This is a genomic window from Streptomyces sp. NPDC059002 (genome assembly GCF_042740435.1).
In the GTDB taxonomy this organism is placed as follows: Bacteria; Actinomycetota; Actinomycetes; order Streptomycetales; family Streptomycetaceae; genus Streptomyces.
This window is the reverse complement of sequence record NZ_JBHYJI010000001.1, coordinates 262423-280331: the sequence shown is the minus strand read 5'-3', so window position 1 is coordinate 280331 and position 17909 is coordinate 262423. Positions and strand designations below refer to the sequence as shown.

The following is a 17909-nucleotide window of genomic DNA, read 5'->3' as shown; positions in this document are numbered from 1 at the left end:
GGACCTCACTTCGCGGGTCGGTGCACGAACAGGGACTCTGCGGTGATGGCCGCCACGGCGTCGGGCCCGGCGCTGAGGACCGCGGCGAAGGGGAAGGGCACCTCGTGGCCGATCAGCGGGTGGGTGGCGGAGTGGGTGAAGTGGCCGTCGAGCAGGGCTAGTTGTGGCAGGGCGAGGGTGTCGGTCGCGGCGCGGCGCGTGAGGAGGCGGTCTCCGGGGCGCAGCCGGTCGCGTACGGAACGTGCGGCGCTCCGCGCGGCTCCCGGCTCCCGGAAGGCGGCCAGGGGGAAGGGGCCGTCCGGGGCGAGCCCGTCGAGGGCGGCGGCCAGCGCGACCGCCAGGGCTTCCGCCGCGTCGGGGCGCGTGCAGACGATGGTGCGTACGTTGCTGCAGAACCGCCCCGAGTCCGCCGCGACCAGCGGAAGCAGCCAGTCCACGGCATCGGGCACCGGCATCCCGGAGGGGACGAGGGCGCAGCCCCTGCCCGGGCCGTGCAGGGTGAGGGAGGGCGATGCGCGGACCGTCGCGGCGAGCCCCGCGCCGCCGTAGACGACATGCCGGTCGGTGAGCTTCAACAGGCCGTGCAGGGTGCGCTGTTCCGCCGGGTACAGGCCGACGCGGGCCGGGGGCCAGCCCGCCGCGAGCAGGGCGGCGACGAGCCGCGCGGCGGACAGCGGCTCACGTCGGCTCGGGCGCAGCCATACGCCGGCCGAGCGCTCGGCCTGGTCGCACACGGACGTCAGACAGGTGAACGTGTTGCCCGGCAGCGCGACCAGGGCCAACTGCCCGTCGGGCGCCGGGGCTTCGCGCCGCTTCAGGAGGCCCGCACGCAGCATCTCGCACCAGCGGTCGACCAGCGGGCCCGGCAGACCCGCGCTCTCCCACAGTGCCGCGCGGAAGTCCTCGCCGCTCTGCTCGCCGGCGCCGCCCGTGGCGAGGGTGCCGCGGTCGAACAACTCAAGGGCGGTCAGCAGCAGTTCGCGGCGGTCGGTGAGGTCGGGGAGGCCGGGTCTTGCGCCGTCCCACCACCGCCGGTCCGCATGGGCGACGATCTCCGGCACCAGGGCGAGCCGGGTGCCGGTCGCGCCGGGCAGTGCCACGGAGTCGAGCGACGTCCGCCACTCGCCCCTGCGGAACGCGGGGAGCTGCTCCGCCGTCACGACAGCTCGCTGCGGAGCGCGGCGACCACCCGTATCTGCTCGGCCTCCGTGAGCGACGGATACAGCGGCAGGGCGACGTGGTGGCGGGCGAACCAGCGGCCCCGCTCGAACGCCCCCTGCGCCGTGTCCCGGTGGCCTTCGGCCTCGAAGTAGGGGTGGTCGCACAGCAGATGGTCGTAGACCTCACCGGCCAGCGCCACGCCGTGCCGCTCCCGCAGCCGCTTCTTCAGGAGGGCGCGGTCGAGGGGGCGTTCGGGGTCGGGGTGGGCGAGGTACTTGTAGAAGTTGCTGACGGTCGCCGCGGGCACGGGGTGCGGGCGGATGCCGGGCACGTCGGCGAGCAACGCGTCGTACCGGGCGGCGAGTTCACGGCGGGCCGTCAAGGTCGCAGCGAAGCGTTCCAGGTCCACCGTGCCGACGGCGGCGTGCAGTTCGCTCAGGCGCCAGTTGCTGCCGGGGCGGTCGTGCAGCGTGGAGCCCTGGGCGCTCTTGCCGTGGTCGCGCCAGCGCCGCACCTGCTCCAGGTCGTCGGCGTCTCCGGCGGCGAGCAGGCCGCCCTCGGCGCTGATCGCGACCTTCGTCGGGAAGAAGGAGAAGGCACCGAACCGGCCGAGACTGCCCGCCGGGCGCCCGTCGAGCGTGGCGCCGAAGGCGTGCGCGGCGTCCTCGACCACGGGGATGCCGCGTTCCCCGCAGAGCGCGATGACCTCGTCGACGGAGGGCGCCACGATGCCGCCGATGTGCACCGGCAGGACGGCCGCCGTGTCCGGATGCCGGTCAAGGGCGGCGCGCAGGGCGGCCGGGTCCATGCCGAGGCCGTCCAGCTCGATGTCGACGAACCCCACGGCCGCCCCGGCGCGCACCGCGGCCGCCGCCGTCGCGAAGAACGTGTTGACCGGCACGAGCACGGTGCGGCCCGCCACGCCGATGATGCGCAGCGCGATCTCCAGGGCCGCCGAACCGGACGCGACGGCCGCGGTGTCCGTGCCGGTCCAGGTGCGCGCCAGCTCCTCGAAGCGGGCCACCTGCGGGCCCTGGGTGAGGACGCCGGAGGCGAGCGCGGTGTCCACGCGGTCGAGCACGGCACGCCGCTCCGCGACCTCGAAGTGGATGCGCTGGGCCGGGACTTCGCCGTGCGCCGCCCGCGGTCCGGCCAGGGTGCGGGCGAAGAAGTCCGCCGCGTGGCCGACGTGGGTGCCGTGGCCCATGGGGAGTTCGTGGACCTCGACGTCCGCCGCGGCGGACGCATAGGCCGCCTCGATGTGCCGTGCCGCCGCGCGGGCGTCGGCGGGTTCCAGGTAGGAGTCGGCCGTGCCGTACTGGAGGTGGAGCGGGGCGGGGGCGTGCGCGGCGTAGAGGTCGGCCAGGTCGGCGTACTCCAGGATGCCGGGCAGCACCGCGCCCTCGTGGCCGGTCAACAGCCGTTCGTACAGGGCCTGGTAGCTTCCGAGGTGGCTCGCCGCGCAGAGCGGCAGCGGCCGGTGCGGGGCGAGGAGCGCGGTGTGCAGGGCGACCGCGGCGCCGAGGCTGTGGCCGAACAGGCCGATGCGGTCCGGGTCGACGAGCGGATGGGCGGCGAGGACGTCCAGTGCGCCCAGGGCGTCGCCGACGAGCGCGCCGAGCAGCGACCTGCCGGTGAGCGCGAACGCGTGGGCGAGCAGCGTGCCTTCGTCCCTGCCTGCCCTGCGTTCCTCGTCGAGGCCGCCGCCGATGCCGTGGTCGAGGGAGAGGGTGACGAAACCCGCCCGCGCCAGCTGTTCGGCGACGTTGCGGTCCGGGTGGTCGGGGGGCACGTCGCCGGTGAGCTGGTCCAGGCGCGCGTTCTTGCCGCCGAGGACGAGGACGGCGGGTCCGCGCACGGTGTCGGCGGGGGCGAGCAGCGTGCCGTGGAAGGCGCCCCGCAGCGGGGAGTCCAGGACGAGGTGCTCGCGGCGCAGGCCTTCGTGGGACGAGGTGGTGGTGTCCGTGACGGTCAGCGGTGCGTGCTCGACGCGTGCCAGCCGCTGGACGACGGAACGGACGTGCAGGGACCGGGCGAGGTGCGCCGACGGGGCGGCCGAGGGCCCGGCGGTGAACCGCAGGGCCGGTTCGGCGGCGAGGAGCCGACGGAGGTGACGTAGCTGCATCCGCGGCTCAGACGAAGTCGCCGTGCAGGGTGCTCGGCACTTCGAGGGCGTAGGCGTCCAGGGCCTCGTCGAGTTTGATCTGGCCGCGTTTGAGGAGTTCGAGGAGTTCGTTCTGGGGGCGGTAGAAACACGACTTGCACAGGTCGGTCCTGCGCGGGTTGGAGGCCTCCCACTCGGCGCGCGGGCCGCCGTCGAGAACGTCGGAGTATCCCTGTTCGACGACATTGCCGATCAGATAGCGGCTGTTGAGATGCACCTGCGGGCAGGGATAGAGATTGCCGTCGGCGCCGACCGCGGTCACGAACCGGCTGTAGTGGCAGCGCTCGAAGTCGCCCTCGACCTCTTCGACCTGGTCCATCGGGCCGCGGTCCAGCTTGGGCACCGACACCTCGAAGGCGTCCGTGGAGAGTTCGGCGGCGCGGGTGAGGGATGCGGAGATCTCCGGCATCACGGATTCGATGGTCTCGTGACCGAGTGCGCTGTAGAACTCCGGTTCGAAGCGTACGTAATGCGCCCCGGAATCACGGGCGATGCGGGCCGCGGCCATGATCTCCCGGTAATTCTGCAGGGTGATCACGTAGTTGAAGCCGATGCGGAAGTCCGGGTCGACGGCGGTCTCCCTGAGCCTGCCGACCGAGCCGATGAACTTCGAGAACGTCTGCTCGCGGTCGCGCGTGATGTCGTCGAAGGTGGCCTCGGTGCCCGCGTTCAGGCCGATGCGGACCCAGGTGTGGGTCTCGGCGACACAGGCGGCGACCTTGGCGCGGCCGAGCCGCGAGCCGTTGGTGATCAGGCCGATCCGCAGCCCGGCCGCGTGCCCGGCACGGCAGATGTCGGTGTAGCCGGGGTGGATGGTGCACTCGCCGCTGCCGCAGAAGGTCACGGCGCGCCCCTCGTTCTCGGCGAACTCGCGCAGCAGCGTGATCGCCTTGTCGGTGGCGATCGAGTCCTTGAACGAGAACAGGTCGTAGAACTGCTCTTCGTTGGGGGAGTGGAAGTTGCAGAAATTGCAGCGCATATTGCAGGCACCCATGATGCCGATGCGCATATGGACGGGCTTGATCTCCTCACCGGCCACGAAGCGGCGCAGCAATTCGCCGTGCGCGAGCACCTTCTGTGGCGAGTGGGCCTGATCGAGACTCACGATGGGGAGTCCGTCGCGATTTTGAGGGGCAGCCATTCCAATGTCGCCGGAACTAGGTGTGCTGTTCACGAACCCCCCACGCAAGATCGATGTGCGTATACGTTGTTCGAGCGTGATGGCGACATTAGGGAGGCCCGTCAGGGCTGTCAATGGGTCTAGACAACGCGGTAGTTGATGGCGAAATTGGACCCTGTGCCCTGCCCGAGGATCCGTCCGACGTGGTAGTCGAGCACGTCGCGCACGTCGGCCAGGGTGCGGCGCCCGTGCACGACGTCCATGCCGAGTCCGGTGGCGCCCGACACCAGGAGATCGGCCTCGTGCCGCGGATCGAGCCCCGCGGCGGCCGCGTCAGGGCCTGCGCCCGCCGTGATCAGCCCGGCGACGAGCCGTTCCAGCGGCTGTTCGTCGTGGAGGAAGACCGCGGCGAGCTCCGGGTCGGTGAGGCTGCGCGCGTAGTAGGCCGCGAACACCCGCAGCGCGGCGGCCCGTCGCTCGTCAAGAGGGAGAAACTCGTCGATCACGGCGCGCAGCAGGGCGCGCGGGTCCGTGAGGTCGGACGGCAGGCGGGAGCGGGCCTCGCGGTCGTTGTCCTCATGCAGCAGACGCAGGGCGAAGACCAGGAGGTGGTGCTTGTTCGTGAAGTGGTACTGCACGACGCGCAGGGAGACCCCCGCCTCGGCGGCGATCTCCCGCATGCTCGCCGCGTGCAGGCCCCGCTCGGCGGCGATGCGCCACACCGCCTCGGCGACCAGGCGGCGCTTGCGGGCACGCGCGTCCGGCGGACCCGGGTCCGTGGGGTCCGCCCGGGCCTCGACGGGTGCGGGGACGGGCGGATTCCTGCGGCGCCGGTACGCCCGGGCCTGGCAGCTGCGCGAGCAGTAGACGGCGGGGCGGCCGCGCTGCCCCGAAGGCAGGGCCGCGCGGCACTCACGGCATCCCGTCGCGCTTGTCTCCGCTCTCTTTTCGTCACGCACGTATTCCATTGTAGAACCCGGAATGTGTGACGAAAAGGGAGATTGCTGTGCTGCTCCTGCCTCTTCAGGCCTGAGCGGGTGTTACGTTCGTAACGTGAAATACGATATCCTGCAGATTCTCGGTGCCGTACTGATGGTGACCTTCGCGCAAGGTGCGATCCGGCTCCTCATCGACCATGACCACACAGGGCTCCTCGGCTGGCTGCCCGGCGGCTTCGCGGTGCTGCTCGTCGCGTACGTCGCGCTGACCGCCGTCGGCGTCCTGCTCGCGGGCTGGTCCCACACGCGGGCCAAGGAGCTCGGCAGGCGCGGCTAGGGCCTGTCCGGCGGATCGGCCCCTAGGCGGAGGCCGGTCCCGTGCCGCCGCCCGATGTCAGGGCGCTGAGCGCCTCGGTGACCCAGGTGGTGACGCCTTCCTTGCCGACGCCGAGACCGGTCAGCGGGCCCGAGCCGTCCTCGAACTCGATGAGGGCCAGCAGGAGGTGCTCGGTCCCGATGTAGTTGTGGCCGAGGCGCAGCGCCTCGCGGAACGTCAGCTCCAGGACCTTGCGCGCGCCCGCGTCGTACGGAATCAGCTCGGGCACCTCGGCGGCCGTGGCGGGCAGTGTGCTGAGGGCCGCGTCCCGGACGTCCACCAGGGCGACGCCCTGCGCGACGATCGCCTTGGCGGCAAGGCCTTCCGGGTCGCCGGCCAGGCCGAGGAGCAGGTGCTCGGTGCGGATCTCGGCGTGCTGGGCGGCCTTGGCCTCGTTGTGCGCGGCCATCACGACGTTCCTGGCGCGCGGGGTGAAGCGGCCGAAGCCCTGGCTGGGGTCGAGATCGGCGGCCTCGCCCGGGTTCTTGGGCACGAAGCGCTTCTGCGCCGCCTGCCGGGTGACGCCCATGCTCCGGCCGATGTCGGTCCAGGAGGCGCCGGAGCGGCGGGCCTGGTCCACGAAGTGGCCGATGAGGTGGTCGGCCACGTCGCCGAGGTGGTCGGCGGCGATGACCGCGTCGGAGAGCTGCTCCAGGGCGTCGGTGTGGACCTTCTTGATGGCGTCGATGAGGTCGTCGAGACGGATCGGGGGCTGAGGTGTCGTGTGCTCGGAATCGCTCATGTGACAACCGTAGGTTGACAGTTGGGGACCGTCAACCTTCGGTTGACACCGCGTTCGGGATGCGGGCCGACGGCCGCTCCCGGGGCCGGATCAGGGAATGTCCGCCCGGAACTTCTTCGTCAGGTCGGCGCCCCGGATCACGCCGCCCGTGTGGTACTTGAGCCCCCACGCGTCGATCACCGAACCGTCGCCGAACATGCAGGCGGCGATGGCCTTCGACGGGTCCGTCTCGCCCTTGGGCGCCCAGCCGCCGCCGTCCGTCGCCTTCGGGCCGTACATCGCCGTGCCGTTGAGCGCCTTGCAGTAGCCGATGGACGGGTTGCCGGGGTGGCCGCCCGGGTCGGCCGGCTTGTGGATGTAGGCCAGCGCGGCCAGGGTCGGCTTGTCCGCGGCCAGCGTGTCCGCGCCGATCATGATCTTCGAGCCGTCCTTCGCGGTGAAGGTGCACATCTCCCGCTCGCCGCCGAGCTGGACGATCTGCGTACCGGTCTTCGTGTAGTACGGCACCTGGACCTGCGCCTTGCCGCCCTGCTCGACGCACCAGGACGCGGCGGCGGAACGGTGCTTGGCGGGCTGCGCGGCGCCGCCGGGGCTGTCCGCGGCATTGGCCGCCACGGCGCTGGCCGAGAGCAGCAGGGCGACGCTCGCGGCGATGGCGTGGGAACGCTTCACGATTCCTCCGGGGTGAGGGGGTCGGGGGTACCGGTGCGGGTGACCGGACTCATCCTCGGGAGGTCGTCCCCGCAGATCAACGCGTGTACGCCGGTGATTCGACGCCCGGTGCGACATCGACGCGATCAGTGCGGGGACACGCCCGCGACATGGGCGTACGAGGGGCGGAATCCGGCCAGTAACGCGCCAGTAACAGCCGCCACGGCGGCGGGAGTTAGAGTGCTGCGCTCATGGGCGTTCTTCAACTCCGACTGCTCGGCGGATTCCGGGCCGAGCGTGTCCAGGGCGTGCCGCCCGCCGAACGGTGGACGCGGCCCGGCGCCCGCACGCTCGTGAAGCTGCTCGCCGTCACACCGGGCCACCAGCTGCACCGCGAACGCGTCATGGCGGTGTGCTGGCCGCACGCCGAACTGGCCCCCGCCCAGCGCAACCTGCGGGTCGCCCTGCACGCCGCCCGGCACGCCCTCGAACCCGAACTCGCCCCCAGGGCCACCTCCTCCTACCTGGTCGCCGACGGCGCCCTGCTGCGCCTGGTGCCGGACGCCGTCGTGATCGACGCGGACCGTGCGGAGGAGCTGGCGGAGCGTGCCCTGGGCGAGGGCGGCGTACGGCAACTGGCGTGCGCCTGGAACGCGTTCACGGGTGAGCTGCTGCCCGAGGACCGGTACGCGGCCTGGGCCGAGCCGCGCCGCGCCCGGCTCGCCGACCTGCGCGACCGGGTGGGCATCGCGCTCGCCACGGCACGGCTCGCCGAGGGTTGCCCCGAGGAGGCGGCCGCCACGGCGCGGCGGCTCATCGAACACGCCCCCGCCGACGAGCGCGCCCACCGCGTCCTCATCGAGGCGCATGTGCGCCAGGGGCGGCACGCCGCAGCGGTGCGGCAGTACGAGGAGTGCGCGGCGGCGCTGGCGGCGGAACACGGCACGCGCCCCGCGCCGGAGACCGTGCGCCTGCACCACGCGGCACTCGACGCCCGCCCGACGGCACCGGGTCCCGCCGAGGCGGACGCGGCGCGGGTACGCCTGGACTGGGCCCGCACCCTGGAGCGCTCGGGCCGCTACGACGAGGCGATCCGCGTCCTGCGCGAGGCACTGGACGCGTACGAACTGCACGGCCCCACCGACGCCTGCGCCCTGACGGCCGCCCGCCTCGCCGAGGTCCTCGCCCGGCGCCGCACGACCCGCGAGGCCCACGCGGTCCTCGACGCCCATCCGCCCGCCCCGCACGCACCCGCCGAGGTCCTCGCCGCGTGCCGGATGGCGCGCGCGATGACGCTGTTCCACGAGGGCGACTACGCGGCGGGGCTGGGGGCGGCGCGGCAGGCGCAGGCGGTGCTGGAGTCGGTGGGTGCCGGGGGCGGTGACGGCGACCGGGGCGTGGGGAGTTCCGCCGGAGCGGGCCTGTTGGCCAGGTCTCTGGCCCAACAAGCCACCTGCAACGGGCTCTTGGGGCGGTTCGACGAGGCCGTCGCGGCCGCCGAGCAGGCCCTCGTCGCCGCCGAGCGGGCCGGGGACTCCGCGCTCCTTGCCACCGTCCTGTCCGTGCTGCGCGAGAACGCCCGCCGCGCGGGGCGCTACCGGCAGGCCGTGGCGCACGGACGGCGCGCGCTCGCCCTCGCCGAGCAGGCGGGGCGGCCCACCGCGACCGCCTTCGAGCGCGCCAACCTCGCCGAACTCATGCTCCTGCTCGGCGACATCGACGAGGCCGACCGGCTCGCCCGCGCCGCCGTGGAACTCGCCGAGCCCTTCGGCGGCACCGTGCTGGCCTTCGCGCTCACCGCACTGGCCCGGGTCCGCACGGCGGTGGAGCCCGCGGCGGCCGACGCCCTCCTGGACCGTGCCGCGGAGTGCGCCCGCGCGGGCGGCCACCGGCAGGCCGTGGACGAGGTGCGGGCCGCGCGCGCCGAATGGGCGGTGGCCGTGGGGCAGTCGTGAATCGCCGCGGCGACGGCGGCCGGACCGCGCGCTGACCGTTCCCGGTCCCTCCCCGGCAGCCCGAACCGTCCCCCGGCAGCCCGAACCGCCCGAGGAAAACCCTGGGTTGATCAGCCGGTCACAGTGGTTGAAGGGCGGAACCACAGGCTCTGCGGGTCCCCGTGCGGGGCGCCGCGTCCCCCTGGTCACACGCGGCCCTTCCATCCCCGGCGGGCATCCGGGACCCCGGAGTGAGACCCCAGGGTTTTCACGGTCGCCACCGCCTCCGAGCAGGGCCAGAGTGGAGCCACGGTCGCGGAGCCGCGGCGGACCTGAGAACACCGATTCGGGGGGAAGAAAACCGGTGACCGGACGTACTACGGGGGTGTACGCACGGGTGGGTCGCCCGGTAACGGGGGAACGACCGTCGCCGGGGCGGGGGACGGGGGTGCCCGAAGGCACCCCCGCTCGGGCGCGCGACGTCTCCGGGAACGGCCGCGCGCATGACATCAGCCCGGCATCGCGGCAGTTCGACTCCGGCGGCCCGGTCGACGACTGGACCGCCCAGACGCCCGTGGGGGGCCGCGGGCCGGCCGCCGTGGCACGGGTCGACCGTCCCGACGCGTGCCACGGCGTCCCTGGCGGACTTCTGTGGGGGAGGCCCGCCAAGGCACCCGCCAAGGCCCGGGCCAAGGCACCCGCCAGCGCCCCTGCCGAGGCCGGTGACCCGCGCGCGTCCACCCCTGTCCGTGTCTGATCCGCCGCCGTTCCCAAGGACCGGGCCGCCGACCCGTCCGCGGCGTCCCGCGCCGTGATCCACAGGCATGGCACACCATGGCGCCGCCCCGCGCGGCGCACCACAACGGGGGACCCGACGAGCATGTCCGCTCACGACGACCGCACCACGAACCTGCCCGACACCGACACCCTGACCTATCTGTCCGGCGCCGACGTGCGCGCGGCCTGCGCCGAGATCGACCCGCTGGCCTGCATGCACGAGACGCTCGTCGCACATGCCGACGGGCGGACCGTGCTGCCGCCCGAGGCACACCTCGGCTGGACGCCGCCGGACGGCGGCGAGGCCCGCGGCGTCGCAAGGCCCGGCCTGGTGCAGGGCGCACTCACCGCCGCGGGCACGAAGATCATCAGCGCCAACCCGGCGAACGTGGCGCGGGGACTGCCGCGGGCCGGCGGCCTCACCGTGCTCTTCGACCCGAGGACCGCACACCCGCTGTGCGTCATGGAAGGCGCCCACATCAGCGCCGTGCGCACCGCCGCCGTCTCCGTGCTCGCCGCCCGCCGCCTGGTCCGCCCCGGCGCCCGCACCGCGGCCCTCTACGGCGCGGGCGCCGTCGCCCGCGAGCATGCGCTGATGCTGGCCCGCGGCCTGCCGGGCCTGGAGGAGATCCGGGTGTACGACGCGGTGCCGGGCCGTGTCGCGCAGTTCGAGCGGGACATCGGATCCGAACTCGGCGCGGACGAGGTGAAGGTCACCGCGGCCGTCGACGCGCGGACGGCCGCGCACGGCGCCGACGTGGTGATCGCCTGCACCAGCACCCGGCATGCCTATGTGGAGCGCTCCTGGCTGGCCACCGGCGCACTCGCGGTGAACGTCTCGCTCGACGACCTGACCGAGTCCGTGCTCACCGGCGCCGACCGGCTCTACGTCGACGACTGGGACCTGATCCGCGACGACCCGTACCGCCTGCTCGGCAGGCTGCTGCGCGAGGGCCGCGTCCCGCTCGCGGACGCCGCGACGCTCGGCGAGATGCTCACCGGGGCGTGTCCCGGGCGCACCGGCGACGACGAACTGATCGTGGTCAACCCCTTCGGTCTCGCCGTCGAGGACATCGCCCTCGCCCACCGGGTGTTCCGCGTCGCCCGCGACCTGGGCCTCGGCACCGTGCTGCCCCGCTGACCCGGCCCACGCCGTCCCGACCTTCCGTACGTCACGGAGAAGACTTGTGAAACGACTGCTGTTCGTCGCGGGCCGGAGCGGCCCGCCCCTGGACCACGCCCTGCCGAGGCTCACCGCCGTCGCGTCCGTGCACGCCGTCCTCCTCGCCCCGGTCGACGACTTCACCTTCGGCGAGCTGGGCAGGCACTGCGCCGACGTCACCGACCGGAGCCCGGCCGCCGACCCGGTCGCCGCACTCACCGAGCACGCCGGACGGATCGGCGCCGACGGTCTGCTGACGTTCTCCGAGCACGCGGTGCGGCCCGTCGCCGGGGCCTGTCTGCGGCTCGGTCTGCCCGGCCCGGGCGTCAACGCGGCCCGGGCGTGCGACAAGGGTCTTATGCGGCTGCGCTGGCGGCTCGCCGGACTGCCCGTGCCGCGCTTTTGCCATGTCACGAGCCTCGGCGACCTGCAACGGGCCAGGGACCGGCTCGCCGTGCCGTTCCTGCTCAGGCGCGCCGAGGGGGAGGGGGCGGCCGGTGACGTCGTGATCGGCGAGGACACCGACATCGCCGAGGTGTGGCACCGGGCCCTCGTGGCCGACCGCGCGGCCCGCAGGGACGGGTCCGGCGACCGCACGCCGGGCCCGCACCCGCCGTCGTTCCTCGCCGAGGAGTGCGTCGAGTCCACCACCGCGTCGTGGTACGACGACGTGGCGGGCAAGCACACCCGGGGATACGGCGACCGCCTGAGCGTCGAAGGCATGGTCGCGGGCGGCAGTTACCACCCGCTGTGCGTCACCGGCAGGCTGCCCGCCGTCGCGCCCTGCACCGAACTGAGCGGCCAGACGCCGTGCGTGCTGCCCGAGCGGCTCCAGCGCGTCGTCGAGGAGCATGCGCGCCGCGCCGTCGACTCCCTCGGCCTGGACACCTGCGCCACGCACACCGAGCTGCAGCTGGGGGCGGAGCACCGCGTGAGCCTCCTGGGGACGGCGGCCCGGATCGGCGGTGCGACGGTCGCCCGGCAGGTCGACGAGGTCTTCGGCGTCGACCTGATCACCCTCCAGGCACGCGAGGCGCTCGGCGAACCCCAGAAGTACCCGGACCGCATGCTGGTCACCGGCAACGGCCGGGCCGCCGCGTCCCTCGCGCTGCTCGCCACCGACGCGCACGGCACCCCCTGGTCCACGCTGCCCCGGCTCAACTGGCGCACCCACGACTGGAGTTCCCTGGTCTCGCCCGGCACCACGGTCGAGGTGGTCAGGGGCCGCACCGTGCCCGACGGCACCCCCATGCCCCGCTACGACGCGTCGGCCGCGGCGCCGGGCATCGGCGGCATCGCGTATGTCACCGCCGACGATCCCGCCACGCTCAGGGCCGACACCTACCGGATCCTGGACGGTCTGGAGGCGAGCCTCGTCGCCCATGAGGCGGCCGTCGGCACGCGGGCGCGGCGGACCGCACCCGCCGCGCCCGCGCCCGTCGTGTACGCCGAGGAACTCCCGGAAGCCTCCGAGGTGTCCGCCCTCTTCCGCGCCGCGGGTCTTGCGGGGCCGCTCGACGAGCCCGACCGGATGCGCTGGATGCTGGCGGCCTCCCAGCATCTGATGACCGCCCGCGCCGACGGTGAACTGGTCGGCCTCATCCGGGTGTTGACCGACCTGTCGTGCCACGCCTTCGTCGCCGACCTGGCCGTCCGCCCGGACCTGCGGCGCCGCGGCATCGGCGGCGAACTCGTGCGCAGGGCCACCGAGCCGTATCCCGGGGTGACGTTCGTCGTGCACCCCGGCAGCCACTGCGGCGACTTCTACCGCAAGCAGGGCTTCGTGCCCGCACCGGAATGCGTGGCGCTGCCCCGCCGGGAGAACGGGCCGGAGGGGAACCGGTGAAGCCCGTCGACGGAACGGTCCTCGTGATCGGCGGCGGCGCCCGGGAGTACCACGAGCACCTCCTGCGCCCGGCCGCGCTCCGGGCCGACCTGTGGCTCCTCGACGCGGCGGCCCCCACCTGGCAGTCGCCCCATCTGGCGGGCGCCACACAGGTCGACCCCGGCGACATCAACGCCCTGGTCGCCACGGCCCGTTCGGTCGCCGCAAGCCGTAAGGTGCGGGGCGTGCTCTGCCACGAGGAGGCGCTGATCCAGGCCGCCGCGCAGCTCGCGGAGGTCCTCGACCTGCCCGGGCCGTCCGTGACCGCGGTGCGCAACTGCCGCGACAGGCACCGCACCCGCGCGCTGCTGCGCGACGCGGGCCTCCCGCAGCCGCGGTTCGCCCTGGTCGCCGATCCCGCGGAGGCGGCGGCCGCAGCCGAGTGGCTCGGCTACCCGGCGGTGGCCGAGCCGCGCCGCCCGGGCGCGGTCCGGGGCGCCGTGCTGGTCCGCTCGGCGGCCGACCTCGCGGGCCTGTGCGCCGACGCGCGGTCGGCCCACTGCCCCGGCGTCTCGGCGTACCGCGCGGGCATCCTCGTCGAGGAGTACCTGGACGGGCCCGAGATCGGCGTCGACGGCGTCGTCCACGACGGCACCTACGCGCCGATGTTCGTCGCCCGCAAGGAGGCGGGCCGCACCCCGTACCGCGCGGAGACGGGACACCTGGTCGACGCCCGCGACCCGCTCATCGACGACCCCGCCCTGCGCTGGGTGCTCGCCGAGACCCACCGTGCGCTCCGCATCACCGACGCGGTCACGCACACCGAAGTACGCCTGACCGCACGGGGGTTCGTGGTCATCGGGGTGAACTGCGGGCTCGGCGGGGACCTCATCCCCCGCCTGGGCGGCATCGCCACCGGGATCGACCCCGGCCTCGTCGCCCTGGACGTCGCCCTGCGCACCCCGCCCGACCTCACACCCGCCCACCGGCGCGTCGCGGGCATCCGCTTCAGCCACCCGGCCGGGCACTGCCGCGTGGACCGGGTCACGGTGCCCGCGCCCGACGGGGCCGCCGGCCTGCTGCGGGCCGCCGCCCTAGCCGCCCCCGGCGACGTGCTGCGACCGCCGCCGCTCGGCCGCCTCCAGCCGTACGCCTACGTCCTGTGCTCGGCCGGGAGCCGCGCCGAGTGCACCGCGCGCCTGGACGCGGCGGAGGGTCAAGTGGTAATCCACGCCCAGCCGTTGGACCTCACATGAGCAGAGAAAGAGATGACGGACGACGCCCTCCCGGAAAGCCGTGACCGCCACGACTGGTACGAGCGGGCGGGGGTGCGTGGCGGCCCGCACCGGACCGTCGCGGGCCCCCTCGACCCCGCGACCCGGTTCTTCCCGCACCACCTGGTGCCGTACTGGGACCACCCGCTGGTCCGCGAACTGCCCGAACGCCGCCGTCAGGAGCTGCTGGCCCGCCACCTCTACCACTACCTGACCTTCACCGCGCACTTCGAGACGCGCGTGGTCAACCGCGCCACCGAGCGCATCGCGGACGGCCGCGCCGGACTCGCGCTGCCCGCGCCGGTCCGCCTCGACGCGTACCGCATCTACTGCGACGAGGGCTACCACGCCCTCTTCAGCCTCGACGTCGTCGAGCAGATCGCCGCCGCCACCGGCATCCCGCCGCTGCCCTACGCCTTCGACCCGTTCCTGCGCCAGCTCGACGGCATCGGCGCCGAACTCCTCTCGGGGGAACCGGTCCTCACCCAGCTGCTCCAGGTCGTCGTCTTCGAGACGCTCGCGCCCGTCGCGCTCGACGAAGTGCCCAGGGACCGGGCGGTCCTTCCCGTGGTGCGGGAGATCGTCCGCGACCACGCAAGGGACGAGGGCCACCACCACGTCTACTTCGCGCGCTTCTTCGAGCTCCTGTGGCACGACCTGCCGACGCCGCTGAAGAGACGTGCCGCGCGCTGTCTGCCCGAGCTGATCGTCTCCAGCCTCGCGCCCGACCTGCGGCCCGTGGGCGCGGCGTTGACGGTGGCCGGGCTCGGGCCCGACGCCGTGCGCGACATCCTCGCCGACGGCTACCGGACCCCGGGACGCCAGGACGCCCTGCGCTCCACCGCACGCCACACCGTCCGACTCTTCCGGGACACCGGGGTGCTCGAATTGCCGGGTGCTGCCGAGGCGTTCGGCGCGGCAGGGCTGCTCGGGGACGTGCCGGACGCACCGGGGCCGGGGGGTTAGGCCGGGGCCTCGGAGGCCTGGGCGAGGAGTCGTACGAGTTGTGCCCTGCGGTGCACTCCGTCGAGCTTGCGGTAGATGTTGCTCAGGTGGAACTCGACCGTCTTGACGCTGAGGAAGAGCCGCTCGGCGACCTCGTGGTTGGTGAGACCGCGCCCGACCACGAGCGCGACCTGGAGTTCCTGCGGGGTGAGACGCTCCAACGGGGCCCGCTCCGGGCGCACTTCGGTGCCGCCCGCGGCGTGCAGTTCGGCGGCCACCCGCGCCGCCCACCCGGACGAGCCGAGCCGCTCGAAGGTGGCAAGGGCACGTTCGAGCAGGCGCCTGGCCTCGCTGCGCCTGCCCTGCCTGCGCAGCTGCTCGCCCCAGGCGAACTCGGTACGCGCCCGCTCGAAGGGCACCGGGCGCTCGGCGAGCAGCGCGAGCGAACGCCGCATGTGCTCCGAGGCCCGCTCCGGGTCGCCGGGTTCCAGCAGCCCGCGGCAGCGCGCCGCCGCGCCCGCGGTGACCGGCCGGTGGCCGCGGCCCCCCTCGTACTCCAGGACGTCCAGGACCTCGCGGGCCTCGGCGGTCATGTGCAGATGGACGTACGCGTCGGCGAGGTCCGCCGCCCAGGTCAGATACAGGCCGTCGCCGCGCCCGTGCTGCCGGGAGAAGGCCCGCACGTCCTCCAGGCAGTGCACCGCCTCCTCGAAGCGGCCGAGGCCCAGTTCGAGCAGGCCGAGCGCCCCGCGCGCCCGGGCCGCGTCCATCGGCAGCTCGGTGGAGAGCGCCCACTCCTCGGCCTGCGCGGCATGCCGCCTGCAGTCCTCCTCGCGGTTGAGCGCCGCCTCCGTCCTGGCGAGCGCGGCGAGTCCGCGCGGCACCTCGATCAGCCGCCCGGTGGCCTCGGCGAGCCGCACCGCCTCGTCGGCGTGCGCGAGCGAGGGCGTCCAGCGGCCCCGCCAGAACTCCACCACGGCGAGCGTGCACAGCAGATGGGAGAGCAGCCCGACCGCACTGGAGCTGCGCGCGGTGTACGCGGCGCGGTCCAGCAGGCCGTGCGCCTCGTCGAGTTCCTCGGCCGCGAGATGGCACAGACCGCCCACCCCGGACAGCGGATAGGGGAACGCGGGGTCGGGGGAGGCGAGTGGCTCCGCAAGCTCGCGCAGCAGTTCCCTGCCCGCGTCCGCGTCGCCGCCGAGCAGCAGCACCAGGGTGCGCAGGAGCCGCACGGGCAGCAGCGTCTCGTGGGCGGACTCGGCCAGTTCCATCGCCGCGGCCGAGGAGACGCGGGCCGCGGTGAGGTCGCCGACGGCCAGCTCGGTGAGCGCGATGCCGCCGAGCATGACCGCGGCGAGCGAAGGGTCGACCTTCTCCGCCTCGTCGACCGCCGACCTCAGGAGTTCGCGCGAGCGCGTCGGCTGGCCGCGCTGCACGTCGAGGTAGCAGCGGAGCTGGCGGATGTCGAGCTGGGTGCCGAGCTGCTCGGCGTGCTCCAGGGCGCTGTCCAGGATCGCCGCGGCTTCATTGAGGGAACCCGCGGCCTGTGCGGCCCGTGCGGCGTCGAGGAGGCGCTCCGCCTTGCGCTGCCCCGCCGGTGTGAAGCGCGCGGCCCGCTCGTACAGACGGGACGCCAGGGGGTACGTGAGGGTCTCGGGGGCGCCGGACGCGGCGTTCTCCAGGAGGGACGCGACGTGTTCGTCCGGCTCGGCGCCCGATGCGGCCAGATGCCAGGCGTACTGCTCCAGTGCGGGGGCGGTGGCGCCCTGCAGGGAGCGGGCGACGGCGTGGTGGGCCCGCCGCCTGCGCACCGGGGTCGCCCCGTGGTAGACGGCGGAGCGGACCAGCGGGTGCCGGAAGGCGTACCCGTCCTGTTCCTCGACGACCAGGCCCGCCGCCTCGGCCGCCTCCAGCGATTCGTAGCTGAGCCCGTGCGCCCGCAGCGCCGCCTCGGTGCCCGCGAGCGGCCGGGTGCCGAGGACCGCGAGCAGCAGCATCGCGTCCTGGGCGTCGGAGGGCAGCCGGGCGACCGCGCTGCCGAAGGTGTGGGCCAGCATCTCGCCGATGGGCAGCGGCGCGCCGGAGTCGTCCTCGTCGCCGCGGCCCGCGAGCAGGGCGGGCAGTTCGATCAGGGCGAGGGGATTGCCCCGCGCCTCGGCGAGCAGCCGGGCCTGCTCCTGCTCGGTCAGCTCGGCGGTGCCCTCCTCGGTGACCAGGCGCCGCGCCGACTCGGGGTCGAGGCCGCCGAGCGTCAGGGTCTCGATGGAGGCGAGCCGCGACGCCGCTTCCTCCGGGGCGTCGCGCAGGGTGAACAGGACGACGACGCCCTCGCGGCCGAGCCTGCGGGTGGCGAAGGCGAGCGCGTCCAGGGAGTACGGGTCGAGCCAGTGCGCGTCGTCGACGGTGACGAGGACGGGGCCCTCCTCGGCGAGCACGCCCAGCAGGCTGAGGGTGCCCGCCGCCACCGCGAACCGGTCCTGCGCCTCGGCGGGCCCGAGCGCCAGCGCGCCGGTGAGCGCGGCGACCTGGCGCTGCGGGATGCGGTCGAGGAAGTGCAGTACGGGGCGGAGCAGATCGGCGAGGCCCACATACGGCAGGTCCGACTCGACCTCGACGCCCCGCGTGCCGAGCCGCAGCAGGTCGTCGGCGGTGTCGGCGACGTACGAGACGAGGCTGGTTTTGCCGATGCCGGCCTCACCGCGGATGACCAGCGCGCCGCTCTCGCCCCCGCGTGCCTTGTCGATGAGGGCAAGAAGACGTGCGCATTCCGCGGAGCGCCCCAGGAGCATGGCTTCAGCCTACCGGCGGGGCAGGACTTCGGAGAGCGGTCGAACGGTACG

General features: G+C 74.0%; 13 protein-coding genes. 6 read left to right on the top strand and 7 right to left on the bottom strand.

Features of this window, described 5'->3' with window-relative positions; genetic code table 11:
• Nucleotides 1-5 precede the first annotated feature (5 nt).
• The 4 genes from ACFWZ2_RS01180 to ACFWZ2_RS01165 form a co-directional block, all read right to left on the bottom strand.
• The gene (locus tag ACFWZ2_RS01180; protein WP_384539917.1) at nucleotides 6-1160 is read right to left on the bottom strand and encodes a hypothetical protein; all 1155 of its coding nucleotides are present in this window, start codon (nucleotides 1158-1160) and stop codon (nucleotides 6-8) included.
• Entirely contained in the window at nucleotides 1157-3286 is a 2130-nt protein-coding gene (locus ACFWZ2_RS01175) for a DegT/DnrJ/EryC1/StrS family aminotransferase (protein ID WP_384539914.1), read from the bottom strand. The genes ACFWZ2_RS01180 and ACFWZ2_RS01175 overlap by 4 nt, the downstream gene beginning before the upstream one ends.
• Nucleotides 3287-3293: 7 nt before the next feature.
• The gene (locus ACFWZ2_RS01170; protein ID WP_384539911.1) at nucleotides 3294-4430 is read right to left on the bottom strand and encodes a radical SAM protein; all 1137 of its coding nucleotides are present in this window, start codon (nucleotides 4428-4430) and stop codon (nucleotides 3294-3296) included.
• Nucleotides 4431-4585: 155 nt separating this feature from the next.
• Nucleotides 4586-5404, bottom strand: coding sequence for a TetR/AcrR family transcriptional regulator (locus ACFWZ2_RS01165; protein ID WP_384539908.1), 819 nt, complete (start codon nucleotides 5402-5404; stop codon nucleotides 4586-4588).
• A 94-nt stretch (nucleotides 5405-5498) separates the two neighbouring features.
• Between ACFWZ2_RS01165 and ACFWZ2_RS01160 the strand changes: the two genes are divergently transcribed.
• Nucleotides 5499-5720: a hypothetical protein gene (locus ACFWZ2_RS01160; protein ID WP_384539906.1), complete on the top strand. Its 222-nt coding sequence runs from the start codon at nucleotides 5499-5501 to the stop codon at nucleotides 5718-5720.
• Nucleotides 5721-5742: 22 nt separating this feature from the next.
• Here ACFWZ2_RS01160 and ACFWZ2_RS01155 read toward each other — a convergent pair whose 3' ends face one another.
• Both ACFWZ2_RS01155 and ACFWZ2_RS01150 read right to left on the bottom strand, forming a co-directional pair.
• A complete protein-coding gene (locus ACFWZ2_RS01155) occupies nucleotides 5743-6501 on the bottom strand; it encodes a Clp protease N-terminal domain-containing protein (protein ID WP_384539903.1) in 759 nt (252 codons plus the stop codon).
• Between the two features lie 90 nt (nucleotides 6502-6591).
• A complete protein-coding gene (locus ACFWZ2_RS01150) occupies nucleotides 6592-7173 on the bottom strand; it encodes a hypothetical protein (RefSeq protein ID WP_384539900.1) in 582 nt (193 codons plus the stop codon).
• A gap of 230 nt (nucleotides 7174-7403) precedes the next feature.
• Between ACFWZ2_RS01150 and ACFWZ2_RS01145 the strand changes: the two genes are divergently transcribed.
• The 5 genes from ACFWZ2_RS01145 to ACFWZ2_RS01125 all read left to right on the top strand — a co-directional run bounded on the left by ACFWZ2_RS01145 (nucleotide 7404) and on the right by ACFWZ2_RS01125 (nucleotide 15090).
• Nucleotides 7404-9107 carry a BTAD domain-containing putative transcriptional regulator gene (locus ACFWZ2_RS01145; RefSeq protein ID WP_384539897.1) on the top strand — a complete coding sequence of 568 codons (1704 nt, stop codon included), beginning with the start codon at nucleotides 7404-7406 and terminating at the stop codon, nucleotides 9105-9107.
• An 859-nt stretch (nucleotides 9108-9966) separates the two neighbouring features.
• A complete protein-coding gene (locus tag ACFWZ2_RS01140) occupies nucleotides 9967-11004 on the top strand; it encodes an ornithine cyclodeaminase family protein (RefSeq protein ID WP_384539894.1) in 1038 nt (345 codons plus the stop codon).
• A 46-nt stretch (nucleotides 11005-11050) separates the two neighbouring features.
• Complete coding sequence (locus ACFWZ2_RS01135; RefSeq protein WP_384539891.1) at nucleotides 11051-12871, top strand: GNAT family N-acetyltransferase; 1821 nt, start codon at nucleotides 11051-11053, stop codon at nucleotides 12869-12871.
• Nucleotides 12868-14106, top strand: coding sequence for an acetyl-CoA carboxylase biotin carboxylase subunit family protein (locus ACFWZ2_RS01130; protein ID WP_384539889.1), 1239 nt, complete (start codon nucleotides 12868-12870; stop codon nucleotides 14104-14106). Before ACFWZ2_RS01135 ends, ACFWZ2_RS01130 begins: the two co-directional genes overlap by 4 nt.
• Before the next feature lie 12 nt (nucleotides 14107-14118).
• The gene (locus tag ACFWZ2_RS01125; RefSeq protein WP_384539886.1) at nucleotides 14119-15090 is read left to right on the top strand and encodes a diiron oxygenase; all 972 of its coding nucleotides are present in this window, start codon (nucleotides 14119-14121) and stop codon (nucleotides 15088-15090) included.
• Here the strand turns inward: ACFWZ2_RS01125 and ACFWZ2_RS01120 are convergent.
• A complete protein-coding gene (locus tag ACFWZ2_RS01120) occupies nucleotides 15087-17858 on the bottom strand; it encodes a helix-turn-helix transcriptional regulator (protein ID WP_384539883.1) in 2772 nt (923 codons plus the stop codon). The two genes, ACFWZ2_RS01125 and ACFWZ2_RS01120, sit on opposite strands and share 4 nt — an antisense overlap.
• Between the last annotated feature and the right edge of the window lie 51 nt (nucleotides 17859-17909).

Bases quoted from the DNA above. Each gene is read 5' to 3' on its own strand.
- ACFWZ2_RS01175 (WP_384539914.1), bottom strand. From the start codon at position 3,286: ATGCAGCTACGTCACCTCCGTCGGCTCCTCGCCGCCGAACCGGCCCTG.
- ACFWZ2_RS01155 (WP_384539903.1), bottom strand. From the start codon at position 6,501: ATGAGCGATTCCGAGCACACGACACCTCAGCCCCCGATCCGTCTCGAC.
- ACFWZ2_RS01145 (WP_384539897.1), top strand. From the start codon at position 7,404: ATGGGCGTTCTTCAACTCCGACTGCTCGGCGGATTCCGGGCCGAGCGT.
- ACFWZ2_RS01140 (WP_384539894.1), top strand. From the start codon at position 9,967: ATGTCCGCTCACGACGACCGCACCACGAACCTGCCCGACACCGACACC.
- ACFWZ2_RS01125 (WP_384539886.1), top strand. From the start codon at position 14,119: ATGACGGACGACGCCCTCCCGGAAAGCCGTGACCGCCACGACTGGTAC.
- ACFWZ2_RS01120 (WP_384539883.1), bottom strand. From the start codon at position 17,858: ATGCTCCTGGGGCGCTCCGCGGAATGCGCACGTCTTCTTGCCCTCATC.